Origin of the sequence: Psychroflexus salarius, assembly GCF_900129035.1 — a bacterium.
In the GTDB taxonomy this organism is placed as follows: domain Bacteria; phylum Bacteroidota; class Bacteroidia; order Flavobacteriales; family Flavobacteriaceae; genus Psychroflexus; species Psychroflexus salarius.
Window position 1 is genome coordinate 201,638 of sequence record NZ_FQTW01000001.1, and the last position, 17,489, is coordinate 219,126.

General features: G+C 33.1%; 12 protein-coding genes. 6 read left to right on the forward strand and 6 right to left on the reverse strand.

Annotated features, from left to right (window positions below; translation table 11 throughout):
- The first annotated feature begins 92 nt into the window (after positions 1–92).
- Both BUB82_RS00900 and BUB82_RS00905 read left to right on the forward strand, forming a co-directional pair.
- A complete protein-coding gene (locus BUB82_RS00900) occupies positions 93–1,268 on the forward strand; it encodes an acetyl-CoA C-acyltransferase (RefSeq protein ID WP_073190719.1) in 1,176 nt (391 codons plus the stop codon).
- Between the two features lie 15 nt (positions 1,269–1,283).
- Positions 1,284–2,039, forward strand: coding sequence for a C40 family peptidase (locus tag BUB82_RS00905; protein ID WP_073190722.1), 756 nt, complete (start codon positions 1,284–1,286; stop codon positions 2,037–2,039).
- A 2-nt stretch (positions 2,040–2,041) separates the two neighbouring features.
- On the opposite strand, the gene BUB82_RS00910 is transcribed toward BUB82_RS00905, so the two are convergent.
- Positions 2,042–5,752, reverse strand: a complete 3,711-nt coding sequence (locus BUB82_RS00910) for a metallophosphoesterase (protein WP_073190726.1) — start codon at positions 5,750–5,752, stop codon at positions 2,042–2,044.
- Positions 5,753–5,834: 82 nt separating this feature from the next.
- On the opposite strand from BUB82_RS00910, the gene BUB82_RS00915 reads away from it, so the two are divergent.
- Positions 5,835–7,019 carry a Pycsar system effector family protein gene (locus BUB82_RS00915; RefSeq protein ID WP_073190730.1) on the forward strand — a complete coding sequence of 395 codons (1,185 nt, stop codon included), beginning with the start codon at positions 5,835–5,837 and terminating at the stop codon, positions 7,017–7,019.
- Here BUB82_RS00915 and BUB82_RS00920 read toward each other — a convergent pair.
- Positions 7,008–9,371, reverse strand: a complete 2,364-nt coding sequence (locus BUB82_RS00920; protein ID WP_073190734.1) for a GAF domain-containing protein — start codon at positions 9,369–9,371, stop codon at positions 7,008–7,010. The two genes, BUB82_RS00915 and BUB82_RS00920, sit on opposite strands and share 12 nt — an antisense overlap.
- A gap of 115 nt (positions 9,372–9,486) precedes the next feature.
- Between BUB82_RS00920 and BUB82_RS00925 the strand changes: the two genes are divergently transcribed.
- Positions 9,487–10,611, forward strand: coding sequence for a TlpA disulfide reductase family protein (locus BUB82_RS00925; RefSeq protein ID WP_073190738.1), 1,125 nt, complete (start codon positions 9,487–9,489; stop codon positions 10,609–10,611).
- A gap of 82 nt (positions 10,612–10,693) precedes the next feature.
- Here the strand turns inward: BUB82_RS00925 and BUB82_RS00930 are convergent, their stop codons facing one another.
- Entirely contained in the window at positions 10,694–11,341 is a 648-nt protein-coding gene (locus tag BUB82_RS00930; RefSeq protein ID WP_073190741.1) for a rhomboid family intramembrane serine protease, read from the reverse strand.
- Between the two features lie 50 nt (positions 11,342–11,391).
- On the opposite strand from BUB82_RS00930, the gene BUB82_RS00935 reads away from it, so the two are divergent.
- Positions 11,392–12,264 (forward strand): lysophospholipid acyltransferase family protein, encoded by an 873-nt coding sequence (locus BUB82_RS00935; protein WP_073190744.1) that lies wholly within the window; start codon positions 11,392–11,394, stop codon positions 12,262–12,264.
- A 14-nt stretch (positions 12,265–12,278) separates the two neighbouring features.
- Here the strand turns inward: BUB82_RS00935 and glmM are convergent, their stop codons facing one another.
- A complete protein-coding gene (gene glmM / locus BUB82_RS00940) occupies positions 12,279–13,667 on the reverse strand; it encodes a phosphoglucosamine mutase (protein WP_073190746.1) in 1,389 nt (462 codons plus the stop codon).
- An 87-nt stretch (positions 13,668–13,754) separates the two neighbouring features.
- Between glmM and BUB82_RS00945 the strand changes: the two genes are divergently transcribed.
- Positions 13,755–14,342, forward strand: coding sequence for an acyl carrier protein phosphodiesterase (locus BUB82_RS00945; protein WP_073190750.1), 588 nt, complete (start codon positions 13,755–13,757; stop codon positions 14,340–14,342).
- Here BUB82_RS00945 and BUB82_RS00950 read toward each other — a convergent pair.
- Both BUB82_RS00950 and BUB82_RS00955 read right to left on the reverse strand, forming a co-directional pair.
- Entirely contained in the window at positions 14,339–15,100 is a 762-nt protein-coding gene (locus tag BUB82_RS00950; protein ID WP_073190753.1) for an MBL fold metallo-hydrolase, read from the reverse strand. The genes BUB82_RS00945 and BUB82_RS00950 overlap by 4 nt on opposite strands.
- A 61-nt stretch (positions 15,101–15,161) precedes the next feature.
- Positions 15,162–17,435: a T9SS type A sorting domain-containing protein gene (locus tag BUB82_RS00955; protein ID WP_073190755.1), complete on the reverse strand. Its 2,274-nt coding sequence runs from the start codon at positions 17,433–17,435 to the stop codon at positions 15,162–15,164.
- Positions 17,436–17,489: the final 54 nt, after the last annotated feature.

Sequence of the window (17,489 nt, forward strand, 5' to 3'; positions counted from 1 at the left end):
ATCAAAATTAGAAAAAAAAACAGTGAACTAGTTTATAATTCGTTTGTTCTTTTAAAAATCATTATTTTAGCGCCAATCAAAAAAATTAGAACATGAGTAAAGAAGTTGTTATTGTAAGTGCAGCTAGAACGCCAATAGGAAGTTTTCTAGGAAGTCTCTCAAGTATTCCAGCTACAAAACTTGGCGCCATAGCTATTAAAGGTGCTTTAGATAAAATAAATTTAAAACCAGAACTTGTTCAAGAAGTTTTGATGGGTAATGTAGTACAAGCTAATAATGGTCAAGCACCAGCTCGTCAAGCTGCCTTAGGCGCTGGAATTCCAGATTCAGTACCATGTACAACTGTTAATAAAGTTTGTGCAAGTGGTATGAAAACTGTTATGCAAGCAGCGCAAAGTATTGCCTTAGGTGATGCAGAAATTATTGTTGCTGGTGGAATGGAAAGCATGAGTCAAATACCACATTACTTACACCTGAGAAAAGGCCAAAAGTTTGGCCCAGCACAAATGGTAGATGGGATGCAAAAAGACGGTTTAGTTGACGCCTACAACCAAGAAGCCATGGGAACTTGTGCCGATTTATGTGCAACTGAACATAACTTTAGCCGAGAAGATCAAGACGAATTTGCTATTGAATCTTATAAACGAAGTGCGAAAGCTTGGGAAGATGGAAAATTTGATGATGAAGTGGTTCCAGTTGAAGTGCCTCAACGTCGTGGCGAACCAATCGTTGTTAGTCGAGATGAAGAGTTTGAAAATATTAAGCTTGATAAAATACCTAAACTTAGACCTGCCTTTTCTAAAGATGGTACAGCAACGGCAGCTAACTCTTCTACAATAAACGATGGTGCTGGTGCTATGGTATTAATGAGTCGTGAAAAAGCTGAAGAACTTGGTTTAAGAGTTTTAGCTACGGTAGCCGCTTATGCTGATGCTGCACAAGAACCAAAATGGTTTACGACTGCTCCAGCTAAGGCTTTACCGCTTGCACTTGACAAGGCTAATGTTTCAATTAAAGATGTTGATTATTTTGAGTTTAATGAAGCATTTTCGGTTGTTGGTTTAGCTAACATGAAAATCTTAGGTCTTAGTAACAAAAATGTTAATGTAAATGGTGGTGCCGTTTCGTTAGGTCATCCATTAGGCTGTTCAGGTGTTAGAATATTAATTACACTACTCAACGTTTTACAACAAAACGATGCTAAAGTTGGTGCTGCAGCTATTTGTAATGGCGGTGGTGGTGCATCAGCAATGGTGCTTAAACGATAATTTAAAATATAATCAATGCAATACGGACTTTGCCACTTAAGTCTTGTTCCCGTAAGACTTGAACCACATGACACTTCTGAACTTGTTACCCAATTGCTTTATGGCGATTGTTTCAAAATTATAGATGAACGTAAAAAATGGTTTAAAATTCGTATTGCATTCGATTTATATGAAGGCTGGATTGATAAAAAACAAGCCAAAGTAATTTCAGAAAACAATTACCAAGAGTTTTCTACTCAGCAGCTTCACTCGGCTGATTTGGTAGACGTTATCACCTTACCATCTCGTCAAGCCCTAAGTATTTGCTTAGGATCTAATATAGCTGTTGCTGGTTTTTTAGACCATCAATTTGATGGTCAAACCATTACAAATGCTTCAAACGATCGAAATAAAATTGCTGAAACTGCTTTAATGTATCTTAATGCTCCTTATTTATGGGGTGGAAAATCTCCTTTTGGGATTGATTGTAGCGGATTTACACAAATGGTCTATAAAATTAATCAGCACCAATTGTATAGAGATGCATCACAACAAGCCAAGCAAGGTGAAACCTTATCTTTTATTGAAGAATCTCAACCAGGAGATTTGGCTTTTTTTGACAATCAAGAAGGCCATATTATTCATGTTGGTATAATTTTAGGCGATAACTATATTATTCATGCACATGGTCATGTGCGCATAGATCGCTTAGACCATACTGGTATTTTTAACACAGATGCTCGACAATACTCACATCAACTTCGCGTGATTAAAAATTTATTAGGTGATTAGTCTTAAAAATCGGTTGTAAAACCAAATGTAAACAAAAGGCCATCATTACTGTGAAACACATTAACTTGTCCGGTCAATAAATTTGCCATGTTAAGCCAAAAACCACCACCATAAGAATTATGCCACTGGTTTGAAGCAACATCATTTAACCATACGCGACCAAAATCAAAACCTCCAAAAACACCCATTTGTAAGGGCACAACTTTAGTGCTAAATTGATTAAATCCATAACGTAAATCTATACTAGAAGCTAAGGCATTTTTTCCCGTAAAGCGATCTCGACGATAACCTCTTAAGCCAGTATTTGTTCCTAATTGGGCTGCTTGAAAAAATTCATAATCATTACCAAACCTGAGTTGTGATTGAACTTGAGTTTTTAAAACCAGTTTTTTGTTTTGTAACAATGGGTTATAGAATGAAATCGACGGATTTAAACTTGCAAAATTTTGGGCTGTATCATATAAACTATTGGTAAACGCTGCTTTTAAGTTAAAGACCATACCTTTAGATGGATTTAATTTATCGTCAAAACTTTCATATTCATAATTGGCTTGAAGTGATAAATAATTTTTATTTTCAAAAAAAGCGGGGTTGTTTTCAGAAAGCTCATCGCCTACTTCATCAATAAAACGGTTTTCAGTTCTATTAACTTCAATCGCGTCATAAGCTAAACCGTATTCAAATAAACTGCCGTATTTAGTAGCTTTTCTTAAGCCTACATTTAAAGACAATTCTCTGATACGAACACGGTTATAATCGCGCCCTAATTGTTCATCAAAATTTGGTGTATTATTTCCGAAGCCATAAAAATTTCGAGCATAACTTGGGTCTGTGTAGCTTACGCGAGCAAAGGCGCTATAATCTCCTATAATATCTGCGTGTTCAAATTCATAGGATAAATTATAACTCGACGTATCGAAATAATAACCAAAATTAAGACGATGCTTTCGTGTAAAATCTTTGCCTGTAAAACCTTTATGGCTTAAACTAATTGCTCCACCAATTAAAAATCCGTCGTCTGGATTAAAACCGAATTTTGGCAACACTAAAGATGTATTTTTTACAGACCGTTTGCGTAAAAAGGTGTTTTCTTCATAATCATCGGTTAAATGGGTCTTAACTTTATTTGCTTTAATTGTATTCTCGAGAGATTTAAAATCGTGAATTACGATTTGAGATTGTTGTTGAGCCTTATAAACATCCTTACCGTAGCCACCGATTAAGCGTATTTTTAGTTTAGATTTATTTTGACCAGTTACCGTAAAAATATCATCATCGCTTAAACCATAAACCCAAACTTCTTTTGTTAACTTATCTGAATAAGTGTTGTCTGCTATTAAATTTTCACGTTCGCCACCTTTATTGCGAAAAATTTTAATATTAACTGTATTGTCTTTTTTGAAGTGAACATCAATAAAATCGTCTTTATTAGTTGAAAATAAAACGAGGTATTTGGCAATGACATCATAATATTGAGCGATGAGTTGGTCTAAATTTTCTTTACGCTGCTTAACAACTGAAATAAGTTTATTGAAGTTTTCATTTTTAACTTCATCTGGTAAACGGGAAAAGGCACGATTGATGATGCTATCGCTTAGTTGAAGTTGAATTTCTTTAGCTGCTTTTAGCCAATCATCTTTTCCGCTAAAACGCATTAAATTTCTGTCTTGGCTGTGTGTGTTGTAGCTGTACCAATTAACATGTTCTATTTCGCTACCGTATTCTTGATAAATTTTCGGAAAACTTGAAACTGCTCTCAGTAAATTTAAAAAGCCGCCATCAAAATTTGAAAAAACTTGGTCACGATCACGTGGAATAGCTCTGAATAGGTGTTGATCTTTTCCGTTGATATTTTCAAATTCAGCCCAACGCCATTGATCACCATGACGGTCAAAATCACCAATCAAGATATCAAAAACACGTGATTTAATATAGTGTTGTTCGTCTAATTTATATTTTTCGTCCCGTTTTAAACGCTCGTACATATCTGCTGTGCTTACAATATCATGATTTGGGTTGCCGAAAATATCTTGGTTAATCCAATGCTCTTCTGGGCGTTCTTCAATCATATACATAGAATTGCCATGAGACTGATTAAACTTACCTAAGACTTCTTGTTTGGGAATGTAAAATAACTCTGGATTAGTATGGTAAACGCCGACGGCTTCAGCCATAACTGGAATGGCTAAAAACCCAAATGGATGTGATGCCGTCATAAAATCATCTAAAAGACTTTCGATGACGGTATTATTGAATTCATCTTGCAAATATTCGTCTTGGTAGACATTGGTTTGTAACAACCTAACGGCATCTTTTTTAAGTTCACGGATGTTGTACTCACGTCCCAAACTATCATTGAGCCGTAATGAATTGGTTTGATTACCACCACCAAGTCGCATCGGTGATAAACCACCATACAAGGTATCTAATTTAACCGATTTTAGTTGTATTGGTGTGGTGTACATCTGTCGATAATGCTCACCCCAAACGGCTTTTGTTGTCGCATTGTTTTTAAAATTGACGTCATCATAAATGGATGCTTCAACATATTTGTCATTATTCTCTTTAAACTCAACTGAAGAATTTAAATAATGAGGTTTGTGAATTTGAGTGCTGTAAATTAAATGCGGACTTGAGGCTTTAGCTTGGTAAAATTTTACCTGAGAAGACTGATCTTTATAAATATCTAAAACGGCAAAACCTTGACCAGGATAAGCAAATTTTGAATTTAGACCTAATTTTACATATGAAAATTTAGAGCCAGAACCACTTACAATTTGTTTTAAGCGAGCATTTTCTAGATACTGTAAACTGTGCTCGTGACCAGAAGTAAAAATAACATTTCCCCATTTTCTAGCCCGAGCCTCAAGTTGTTTTACCAAACTTTGGTATTGTTGATTTTGAATGTCTTGTTTAGAAACACCGCCAGTTGCTCTTATTAAATTAGCTAGTGAAGCTAAACCCGGCAAAGGTATTTTTTTAGAAGATGGATAAAGATGCTTTGTAAATTCAAATTGACCACCATGAATCCCATTAGAATATAATGGATGATGCAAACTTACAATAACGGTTTTATTTTGGTTTTTCTTAATTTCAGTATCAAACTCCTCTATAAATTGTTCACGCGTTTTTATTTCTTCACAAGATTTATTGATGTTTGGATGTTGATCCCAGTCTTCTAAAAACCACTGTGAGTCTAGTGTAATTAAATAAACCTTATCACTTAAATCTTGACCTGAAATCCCGCAACCAGCCTTTGGTAACCAAGAGATGTTTTTATCAGAGAAAACTTCAACTAGATTTTGTTGCTCTTTTACGCCTTTTAGCTTGTTTCTCCAATCGTGATTGCCAGGAATCATAATCACAGATCCTTTAAAATTAGCGTAAACCTTGAGCTGTGCTTCAAGTCGAGCCTCTGCTTCTACTCTATCTTGACTTGTTTCAGGCGGCATTCCGCTAGGATAAACATTATCACCTAAAACAACTAAATAATCGTTTATGGTAGATTCTTCTTTAATAAGTTCATTTAAAGCTAAAAGTCCTTCTGAAGTATTTCCCGCAGGCGAATAACCTGTATCACCAATAAGGTAAATTCTACTCGATAACTGAGACTTAGGTTTAAATATATTTGAGGTTGACTCTTCAGCAATTTTAATATTATAATTGGCACAGCTTAAACTGATGAAGCAAATTAAAAGGTAAATTTTTTTCATGTACTAAAATTAAGTTACTAAAGTAGAAAGTTTTGCAGTAAATCGCTTAATTTTTATACTTTTATAACAACAAAATGCCACCATGAGCCTTATAAAACAAGCAGAATTATTTGCAAGTGAATTATTATCTAAAGAATTATCTTCAGATTACATGTATCATAATATTAACCATACCAAACGCGTGGTTAAACATGCTGAAGAAATACTAGAACATTCTGAGCAAAGTGATGAAACCACAAAACAAATTGTTTTAATAACAGCCTGGTTGCATGACTTGGGTTACACGGTTTCTAAAGACAATCATGAAGATGAAAGTATTAAGATTGCAAAGAATTTCTTAAAACAAGTTAATGCTAACCCAAGTTTAATTAGTGAAGTTTCTGCTTGTATTAATGCGACTAAAATAGAAGCCGTACCACAAACCTTCAATGAAAAAGTGATTAAAGATGCTGATTGCGCCCATTTTGCTTCTGAAGATTTTAACCAGTATTCTGAATTGCTACGGCAAGAGCTTCAGCTATTAGGTAAATGTGACCACAATGTTGATGAATGGCGAAAAATTAATATTGAAGTTTTATCAAAAAAACATCAGTTTTACACCACTTATGCCATTTCAAATTGGGCTCAAAAGAAAGAAGACAACTTAATGAGTTTGATTAAGAAGCAAAACAAGACTGAAAAGAAGCTTAAAAAAGAAAAACTCAAGGCGAAGTATAAAGCTAAATACAAAAACGAAAACCCAGAACGTAGCATTCAAACCTTGTTCCGGGTGACACTTAGAAATCACATCAAATTAAGTGATATTGCCGATACAAAAGCCAATATTTTACTATCAGTTAATGCTATTATTATATCTTTAGCTTTATCTAATATTATTCCGAAATTAGATAATCCGTCTAATCAACATTTAATGATTCCGACATTAGTATTAGTGGTGTTTAGTGTTGCCTCTATTATTTTATCAATCATGTCTACTAAACCTAATGTGACTTCTGGTAAATTTTCTAAGGAAGATGTTAAGAAAAGAAAGGTGAATATTTTATTTTTTGGTAACTTTCATAAAATGAAGTTTGAAGATTATCATTGGGGTATTAATGAAATTATTGATGATAAAGATTATGTGTATGAAGCCCTCACAAAAGATTTATATTATCTAGGTGTTGTATTAGAACGAAAGTATCGCTTGCTAAGAATAACTTACATTGTTTTTTTAATTGGAATTATAGCTTCAGTGATTAGTTTTATTATAGCATTTTCAATGATGTAAAATTTCAATTAAATCTTTATAAGTAATGTGTTTTTCCTGATTAAATTTATACATCACATCAACTCGAATGGCTTTTAAACCTGAAACACCTTGCACCTTCTCTAGTTCAAATTCTTCAACATTATCTCCTAATATCTGCTTATTTTGTAGATAGCCAATGTACTTTTTATACTCATGTTTGATAACATTATCTGTATAGATAATAGCAATTTTACCTTTTTGAGTAATGCGCTCTCGCGAATTTTTAATTAAAGCCTTATCTATACGTTTTTTAATTACTTCATAACGTGCGTTATAAGTGCCATCAACATCAAATTTCTTTTCATCCATTCGATATCTAATTGATAAGGTAGAATTAAAAGCTAATATTAATGAGGCTGCATTGAGCTTTATTTCAGCGTATTGTTGTAAATCGTAAAAGGTGTTTTCGAGTTTACACATGGCTTCAAGTTGCCATAAACGCAAATTTTGAAGTAAAATTGAATTAAACTTTTTGTGCTTTGTAATGCTTTGGCCGATGTATAAATTATGTTCTACGCCATCAGTTTTATAGCGCTCAAAATAATGAGGATAAATAACTTGAGCTTCGTTTTGAAGTTGGTCGAGTTGATCTGCTAATTTTTCATTTGTTTTTTGAACAATAGCATCATAAGCATCTCGCTGATGATAATTTAAAATTTGATCATGTTTTAAAGCGGATTGATACTCATCAAGATTCGATTTTAATTGAGGTAATTCATCTGAAATATGCGTTAAAACAGGGTTTAACTCTTTTTGAATTAAGCGTTTTATATTCTGTTCTAAGTCTGCCGTAAAATTAACTTCTAACTGCGATAAAAATTGTTTTATTCTAAATACTGAATGTTCATATATTGATAATGGCTTTATTTTAAAGGCTTTATCAAAAATAAATTTAAGAGACTTCAACTGTTGGCTAAGATCAAACTTAATTGCTTTATTGCGTTCTTCAGATGATGCTACAATATCTATTTGACCATACAAAGGGTAAATATTTTCAAATACAATTGGTTTAAGATGATAAGTCTTATTTTTATTTTCAGCATCAATAAACTTACTTGCTTCTTCTTCAAATCGCCACTCGACACTTTCATGAATTGAAGTATATTTACTTTGAATGACAGCTTTCATGCGGTTTTGAGCTTCAATTTTATTACGCTCTGCAGCAGCATAGATATAAGGTAACACATCATTAAGCTTTATGGCATTGATTTGATTAAGCTGATTTTTCTGTTTTGCAACGATTTCTAAAACACCTATTAAGTAACCATTTTTAGCAACTGGTGCTAAAATACAGGAGTGAAATTGATGGTCTAATAAATTTTTAGAAAGTCTATTATTGTTTGTCTGCTTGGCATAAGCCTCAACATCAGAAATACAAAAATACTCATTTTGGTTGACAAGCGTTTTTATAGTTCCTTGACATACAGCGTTGTTACATTCACTGGTCACAATATCACCTAAAATATAACTATTGATATCTTCACTTTTTAAAATTTCAAAAGCTTTTAAATCGTGATTGTATAAAGTAAAACCAAACTCTAAATCTTGTATCTTAAATATGTTCCTAAAAACACTTGTTAATTGTTCAGGAATAAGTTTATCAGTTCCTAAATTTTTATTGATTAAAATGGACTTTAGCTTAGAAATTTGCTCATCAACTGTAATATCTGTTAAGTTAAGCAATGTAAAACCTTTAAACTTCCAGCTATTTTTAGGGAAATAAGTCTTCCAAAGTTTAATATCATCTGGGTTTGAGATGAGTTGATCGACAACATCTTCAGATAAATCTATAGCATCTTTGGTTGGTTCAATATCAACAAAATCAGCGTTTATAAATAATCGGTAGGTTTTAAGAACCCCATTTTTAGTTGGAATGTCATAATAAATTGGTCTAAAAAAATCAATTTTATAACCATAATAATTATTTAAAATAATAACGCAGGCGTATAAATAATCATATTCATGATTAAAATCTCTTGGTTCAAAATTAAAGTTATCTCCAGCGTCTTGTAAAATTTCTGCAAAACGTTCAGATTGATTAAAAATAAAAGTCTTAAAAGGAATTGACGCGGCTTTAATTTCGTTGGCAGATAGCATGTTAGGGAAAATGTCATCTAACATAATTTTAATCGAATCTTTATAGCTATCGATTTCAGCTTCAGATGTTAAACCTTCAATTAGTTTTGGATGACTTTCTGCATATTCTAAAATAGACGCTATATAGGCTCTAGAAATAGGATTTTGTTCTGTTTTTAATCGCTCTTCGTAAAGCGCAACCACTTTTTCAAAACTAACTGATATGGTAAAGGGATAATCGTAATTTTGCTTCATCCTACAAAAATAAACAAAGTAAAGTGAGTAATTTCTTTTTAAATGTCAATTAACATCGCCTTAAAATATTAGCGTATTACATTAAGAACTGTAAATTTGTAAAAAAAGTAAAACAATGCATAAACTATTTTATTTAGCCGTTTTCTCGTTTTTGATTATAAGTTGTCAAGAAAAAGCGGGTGTTGAAATTAAAGGTCAAGCCGACTTTTTAGATAACAATACAGAAATTTACCTTTCTAAATTAGGCAACCTTCAAAACATAGAGCCGGTTGATACACTGATAGTTCAAAATCAGCAATTTAGCGGCAATTTACCTCAAGCAAACCCCGAAGATGTTTACATTATGATGGTTGACGGTGTGAGAGGTCAAAACCTTGTGTTTATTAATGAAAACCAACCTATAAATATCAATTTAGCTGAAAGTAATTTGCGTGAATCTGAAGTTAATGCTGGTGAAAGCAACCAATTAATGCAAGATTACTTAAAAGCTCAAATTGAATTTGGAAAAGAATTCTCTCAATTAAACAAGGCTATTATTCAAGCTAGAAACAATAAAAATCGGGCAAAATTCGATTCGATAAGAGTTGAAATTGATAACAGAAAAACTGAAAATATTGAGTATAGAAGTAATTTAGTAGATAAAAATCCTAACTCTATTGTAAGTTTATTAATTATAAGCGATTTATTTAATCAGAAATCTTTACCAACTTCAGAGGTCAAATCAAAATTTGAGTCAATTGACCCAGAACTTAGAAATATTGAATTTGGTAAAACACTAAATAAAAAAATAGCGGCTGTAAATGCAACAGATATTGGCTCGGTGGCTCCAAAGTTTGAAGGTCCAACCCCAAGCGGTGATATTTTAAGCTTAGATGAAGCGCTTGGAAAAGTAACATTAGTCGATTTTTGGGCCTCTTGGTGCAAACCTTGCCGTATTGAAAACCCAAACATTGTTTCTGTCTATCAAGATTATAAAGACCAAGGCTTTAAAGTATTAGGGGTTTCATTAGACAAGCCTAACCAAAAAGACCGTTGGTTGAAAGCGATTAAAGATGATAATTTGACTTGGAATCATATCTCAAACCTACAATATTGGGAAGAGCCAATTGCTAGGTTATACGGTATAAGCTCTATTCCTGCCGCTTTCTTACTCGATGAAGATGGTAGAATTGTTGCTAAAGATTTAAGAGGACAAGCTTTAAGAAACAAAGTTGATGAACTCTTAAATGAAGAAGAATAACAAGGTTTAAACATTGAGTTTAATCTTAATACTAAAAACCGCTAAAATATTTTTAGCGGTTTTTTTAGTTGTAGTTGAAAATCTAAAGCTTATTTAAGTATTTAAGTACAAATAAAAATACAATTGGGACAGCTAATAATATAACCATGTATAAATTAGAGCTCAAAACAGAAGGATTTAAAATAATCCCTAGTATGAAACCACCCATAGCTCCGCCAAAATGAGCATCATGACCAATGTTGTCACGTTTAGCACGCATTCCCCAAATAGAATATAATAAATAGCCTATACCAAACACATAGGCAGGCATTGGAATGAAAAAGAATAAGCCTAACATCATGTCAGGTCTAAATAAAATTGATGCATAAAGCACACCAATCACTGCACCACTTGCGCCTACAGCCGTATAATAGTTTTCATTTTTATGAAATAAATAAGATAGTACATTACCCAAGATTAAACTCACTATATAGATTAAAATAAAACCAATACGACCAACAAAATAAATGACAGAATCTGCAAAAAAATACAGTGTTAGCATATTAACAAATAAATGCGTATAATCAATATGCAGAAAGGCTGAACTAATCATACGTATGTAATCCCCAGATTTTATACTCCCAATTTCAAACTTATAACGTTCAAAAAATCCATAATCATTAAAGCCTTTAATTGAAATTAATACCGTTCCAAGTATAATCGCAATTGCAGAAATATCTAAATTAAGCATACCTAAATTTTATAGTCAAATATACTTATCTTTGCCCAAAATTCAGCTTAATGCAATTACTCATTTACGTTTTATTATATCCTATTCTTTGGCTTATTTCAAAACTTCCATTTAAATTAATTTACCTATTATCAGACCTTGTTTACGCATTGGTTTACAACATTTTTGCTTACCGAAAAAAAGTGGTTATCGACAACCTAAAACTTGCTTTTCCAGATCAAACAGAATCTGAACATCAGGCTATTGCCAGAAAATTCTATAAACATTTATGTGATGTGATTTTTGAATCTATTAAATCAATTTCAATTACAGAAAGAGAATTGCATCAACGTTTCAAAATCAAAGATACATCGCTTTTTACCGAGCTTGAACAAAATAATAAAAGTGCCATTTTGATGCTTGGCCATTATGGTAATTGGGAGTGGATTTTTATTTTACAAACTATAATAAACCATAAAGGTTATGGCGTTTACAAACGTCTTAAAAACAAGTATTTTGACCGCTTGGTAAAACAAATTAGAGCCAAGTATAACACGCAATTAATTACAACTAAAGAAACAATAAGCACCTTAAATAAAGTTAACGAAAAAGGTGAGTTAAGCATTAGTGGTTTTATCTCTGATCAATCACCCAAAAAAGATAAGGCCTTTCATTGGCAAAACTTTATGGGTGTTAATGTTCCTGTTTATACTGGTGCTGAAATGTTAGCAAAAAAACTTAACCATGCTGTTGTATTTTGTAAAATATCAAAACTAAAGCGAGGCCATTATAATTGTGATTTTGAACTTATTACTAAACAACCTCAATCAGTTCCTGATTATCAAATTACAGATCAATTTTTAGAACTTGTTGAACAACAAATCTATGAAGAGCCTGCCTACTATTTATGGACACATAAACGCTGGAAACACAGGAAACGATAGCCTAATTTTATAGCTTAACTTTTTGCTACTGACTTCAACTCTGCTATAAATCTTTGGGCTAATTGATTTGCTTCATTTTGGGTTTTAGCTTCGGTATAGATTCTAATAATTGGTTCAGTGTTTGACTTTCTAAGATGCACCCAATTTTCTGGAAAATCTATTTTTACGCCATCAATTGTAGTTATCTCTTGGTCGCTGTAGTTAGTTACCATCTGATTTAAAATAGCATCAACATTTAAATCTGCCGTTAACTCTACTTTTTCTTTAGCCATGAAATATTGTGGGTAATTGGCTTTTAATTCTGAAACTTTCATTTTTTTATGCGCTAAATGCGATAAAAATAATGCAACTCCCACCAAACTATCACGACCATAATGCAATTGTGGGTCAATAATACCACCGTTTCCTTCACCACCAATTACGGCGTCAACTGCTTTCATTTTAGCAACAACATTTACTTCACCTACAGCACTTGCATAATGTTTACAACCGTGAGCTTCTGTAACATCTCTAAGAGCTCGCGATGAGGATAAATTACTTACCGTTGCCCCTTTTTTATGGGTTAAAACATAATCGGCTACACTCACTAAAGTGTATTCTTCTCCAAACATTTTACCGTTTTCATCCATAAATGCTAAACGATCAACATCAGGGTCAACAGTTAATCCAAAATCTGTGTTGTGCTCTACAATGGCACTAGACAAATCGGTTAAGTGCCTTTCTAAGGGTTCTGGATTATGCGGGAAATGTCCTGTTGGTTCGCAGTATAGCTCAATTACTTCAACGCCAAGTTGTCTTAATAAAGGCGGAATTGAAATACCACCAGTTGAATTTACGGCATCTACAACAACCTTAAATTTAGCCTTTTTTATGGCGTCTTGATCTACTAACTCAAGTTGAAGCACTTCTTCAATATGTAAATCAATATAAGCAGAGTTGCGATAAATATCACCTAAATCATCGACTTCAGCGAAGTTAAAATCACCAGACTCTACAGAATCAATAATTGCTTTTCCTTCTTCAGCATTTAAAAATTCACCATTTTTATTAAGTAATTTTAAGGCATTCCATTCTTTTGGATTATGACTAGCGGTTAAGATAATTCCGCCATCGGCTTGTTCAAGTTTAACAGCCATTTCTACGGTTGGTGTTGTAGAAAGTCCTAAGTCGACAATAGAAATTCCCATACCAACTAAAGTTTGCATGACCAGACCCTGAATCATTCCGCCAGAAATACGAGCATCCCTGCCAATAACTACTTTATAATGTGATTTTGAACGCTGATTTTTAAGCCAAGTGCCATAAGCTGCCGCAAAATTAACAGTGTCTATTGGTGTTAAATTATGCTTAGGCTCGCCGCCAATAGTGCCTCTAATTCCTGAAATTGATTTAATAAGTGTCATAATGGTTAGATTTTCGGTAAATATACAAGTCCTGTAATTTTAATCCTAACTTAAGCTAAAAGTCGTTTAAAAAAATTAAATTGTCGCATGAATTATTTAGCACATCTTTACTTATCAGGAGATGACCAACAGGTTTTAATTGGAAATTTCATGGCTGATAGTATTAAAGGCAATCAGTATTTAAATTATCCAAAAGGAATTCAGAATGGCATTTTACTACACCGCTTTATTGATAGCTTTACAGATGCACATCCACTGATTGTTAAGCTGAAACAATTCATGTATAAAGATTTACATCATTACAGTGGCGTTGCTATAGATGTTCTTTTAGACCACATATTAGCAAAAAATTGGTCTAAGTATTCTAAGGTAGAATTAATAGATTTTGTGCAGAATTGTTACTTTGTATTAAAAGAAAATTACGACCTTCTAACAGAAAATGTTAAGCGATTTTTACCCATTATGATTAAACATGATTGGTTGTATAATTACAGAACTGTTGAAGGTATTACACAAATTTTAAAACAGATGAACAAGCGATTGAAACATGAGGTTGATTTATCAAAATCGGTTTACATCATGCAACAAAACATTCAATTGTTTGAAAGTCATTTTAACTCTTTTATAGCTGAACTTAATCAGGAAGTCAACATATTTCAATCTAACATTAATTAAATTTCAATCATTTCACCATCTTCAGGAATAATAAGCTTGACTGATTCAGGTATTGTTTTTAATTCTTCTTTCAATGAAGTTCGTGTTGTTTTGCAGTGATCAATCGCATCCATATGTATGGCGATTATAGTGGTTGAAAAATTTAAATCTTTAATAAGTTGCTTAACTTCAGCTGCGTTCATAATAATGTTTTGGCCGCATTTATCAGGAAATTCAGCTCCGCCAGAATTTATAATGATATAGTCTGGTTTTAAATCTTCAATGTTTTGTTTAATACTATCATTATAAATACTATCGCCCACGATATAAACCGAAGGCAAATTACCCGATTTAAAAAATAATCCAGTTACAGAACCCATTTCTGTAAGTAGTTGACCACGACCGTGAAAGGCTTTTAAAGCTGAAAAATTAATTTGATTCCAACTAAAGTTATCTTCAAAGGGAATCAAATTATTAAAACCTTTGGCCTTTACAAAACTGTAATCAACATTTTGAACAAAAAAAGGAAGCGATTTATCAATTGCCGATGCAGCTTGATCATCAAAATGGTCAACATGTTTATGCGTTAAAAAAACTGCTTCAATATCGTTTAAAATTGAAGGAATAGAACAAGGCAAATCCACTGTAGGGTTTTTAGAAATTGAGGCAAATGACTCAAATGTGTAGGGTTTTGAAAACATAGGGTCTACCAAAAATACCGAATTATTATAGGTAATTTTTAAGCTTGCGTTTCTAATTAACTGAATTTGATTTATCATAGTTTAAACATAAAAAAACCGCTCCGTAATGAAGCGGTTAATGATTAAGTTTTTTTTACAATTATTTCACAATAATTCGTTCAGTCACTTTCTGACCATTTTCAAAATCTAATTGTAATAAGTATAAACCTTGAGGTAATTGATTAACACTCAATTGCTGTTTATCTCCTCTTGCTAATAACTGACCTGTTACAGAATACATTTTATAGGTATAATTCAAACCTGACTTATTTTCTATATTGATAACAGAATTTGTTGGATTAGGATAAATTGAAACTTGTTGTTCTAAATTTGATTGTTGGGTTGATAATGAAGATACCACACTAAACGCTGTTGTCTCAGAACTTGTAAACTGTCCACCAGCAAAAATAACCTCATTCTCTGCAGTAACAAGCTCGTATGAACCTTGACCCCATCCACAGCAAATACCATCTGAAGCCGCATCATTTATTATGAAATTGTAACACTCATCTTGTTGAACATTTAAACTTATGGAATAATTTTGAGTATCTGCATAAGGTGAATTTGGTCCTGATTGAATTAAATTACCACTCGAATCTCTTAATTCCCAAGTTGTTTCTTCACCATAATCATCTGTCAACAATTCAAAAGTAACGCCAGTGGTTTGATAAGCCTGTCCTGAGAAATTATTTACAGTATTAGCATAAGTGTTGTCAGTAGGATTATTATCAACACTGCTATTGACTGTTGTAATTGCCGCTTGAATTGTAGTTGAACCATTAATATTCAATGTTGGCTGAGTAATTGTAGCTGTAGAATTTGGTGCTAAATTACCTGTCCAATTTGTGTTAACAGGTGTTGCAGAATTTACTTGGTAACTAAATTCTATTGATGTAATTGTATTGCTTCCTACATTTTTAACTTCAAAACTTGGTTCTGCAGTAGTGCCGCAAACTTCATTATCCAAGCCTGTCACTATTAATCGGGCATCATTAGTAAAAACTTGTGCTGCTGGATATTGGTCAATAATTACTTCACCTGTATTATTAGGGTCTAACCAATCACTAAGTCGTGTTGAAGCTGTGCTACCAAAATCCCAAGAGACATCAAAACGACCATAAAAATCATATGCACCATTATTAGACGTTCCGCTACAAGCTGCAGCTCCACCTGCTAATTGGCCGACAATTCTACCATTTTCATCAAATAAAGCAGAGCCTGAAGAACCTGGTTCGGTTACACCTTGCTCCCACTCATTAATATACCAAACCTCCATATTAGGTTCAGGGCCAAAAGATACTTGTGTTTGAAACGGACCATCATCATCACGACATATTTTCATAATATCACCATCAGGATGGTGAATGCCAACAACATAATCAGGGGAATTACCAGAGCGATCCCAACCAGCCCAAACTAAATCCCAAGCATCAGGTAAGTTAGGGGAAATTTCAAGCAATGCCATATCTGATTTTGCATTACTAGCTCTTAAGATTGCGCCACTAGCGGTTTGATTAAAACTTCCGTTTGTAGAACTTGCTGGAGTGGCACAAGATGGGTTTGGACTTATCCAATTAAAACGAAATGCCCAATTAGACACACCACCACCAACACAGTGATTTGCTGTTAAAAAATATTGAGTACCATCATTAGAAGTGTTATTAATCAATGTTCCTGTGCAAAAACCAGAACCACCAACAACTGTCATAGCTACTGAATTTTTTAATTCATCTTTAAGGTCATCAAAATCTGAGCCTACGCCACAATCAACATCAATGTTACAATCGCCTGAAGTGTTTAAGGCTTTAGCTGTTTTAAATTGCGCAGCAGATCTATAGCCATGAACCACGGCTGAAATATTTAATAAACCTTGACCAATACTAGACTCTGGCTCAAAATATTCTACAATCACAGTATCTCCATCAACTAACCAAGAACCAAAATTAAGGTCTTTTCGGTTTTGAGAACTCGTATAAGCCCCTAAAACATCTGTTTTGTCATCATTATAAAAATATAAAGTTGCTCCATCTGGTAGCTTGTACTGATCAAAAAGGAAATTTAAAGTCTTAGCACCTTCCGAGTGAAATTTAAGTAACCAAACACGACCGCCTGATTCTACATCAAACCATTGGCCAGAATTGTCTAAGCCATAGCTAACACTAAAATCATAACCAAATCGCCAGGGAATATCTCGCTTTTTATCGTTGATTTTATCCTCGGCTTTTATAGCCTCTAAATCAAATTCTGGCATTGTAATGGTAGGAATCTCATCTAAACCGACCGAGTCCCAACTTTTAGGTTGACCTGAATTAGTTACTTGAGCAAAGATTGGACTTGCTATCAAAAAAAATAATATGGGTAAAAGTTTACGCATTGTTTAAATATTTAATTAAATTTTTGCTAATTTAATTTAAACAATTGTAAATAA

Bases quoted from the DNA above. Each gene is read 5' to 3' on its own strand.
- BUB82_RS00945 (WP_073190750.1), top strand. From the start codon at position 13,755: ATGAATTATTTAGCACATCTTTACTTATCAGGAGATGACCAACAGGTT.
- BUB82_RS00955 (WP_073190755.1), bottom strand. From the start codon at position 17,435: ATGCGTAAACTTTTACCCATATTATTTTTTTTGATAGCAAGTCCAATC.
- BUB82_RS00910 (WP_073190726.1), bottom strand. From the start codon at position 5,752: ATGAAAAAAATTTACCTTTTAATTTGCTTCATCAGTTTAAGCTGTGCC.
- BUB82_RS00900 (WP_073190719.1), top strand. From the start codon at position 93: ATGAGTAAAGAAGTTGTTATTGTAAGTGCAGCTAGAACGCCAATAGGA.
- BUB82_RS00920 (WP_073190734.1), bottom strand. From the start codon at position 9,371: ATGAAGCAAAATTACGATTATCCCTTTACCATATCAGTTAGTTTTGAA.
- BUB82_RS00950 (WP_073190753.1), bottom strand. From the start codon at position 15,100: ATGATAAATCAAATTCAGTTAATTAGAAACGCAAGCTTAAAAATTACC.
- BUB82_RS00935 (WP_073190744.1), top strand. From the start codon at position 11,392: ATGCAATTACTCATTTACGTTTTATTATATCCTATTCTTTGGCTTATT.
- BUB82_RS00915 (WP_073190730.1), top strand. From the start codon at position 5,835: ATGAGCCTTATAAAACAAGCAGAATTATTTGCAAGTGAATTATTATCT.
- BUB82_RS00930 (WP_073190741.1), bottom strand. From the start codon at position 11,341: ATGCTTAATTTAGATATTTCTGCAATTGCGATTATACTTGGAACGGTA.
- BUB82_RS00905 (WP_073190722.1), top strand. From the start codon at position 1,284: ATGCAATACGGACTTTGCCACTTAAGTCTTGTTCCCGTAAGACTTGAA.
- glmM (WP_073190746.1), bottom strand. From the start codon at position 13,667: ATGACACTTATTAAATCAATTTCAGGAATTAGAGGCACTATTGGCGGC.
- BUB82_RS00925 (WP_073190738.1), top strand. From the start codon at position 9,487: ATGCATAAACTATTTTATTTAGCCGTTTTCTCGTTTTTGATTATAAGT.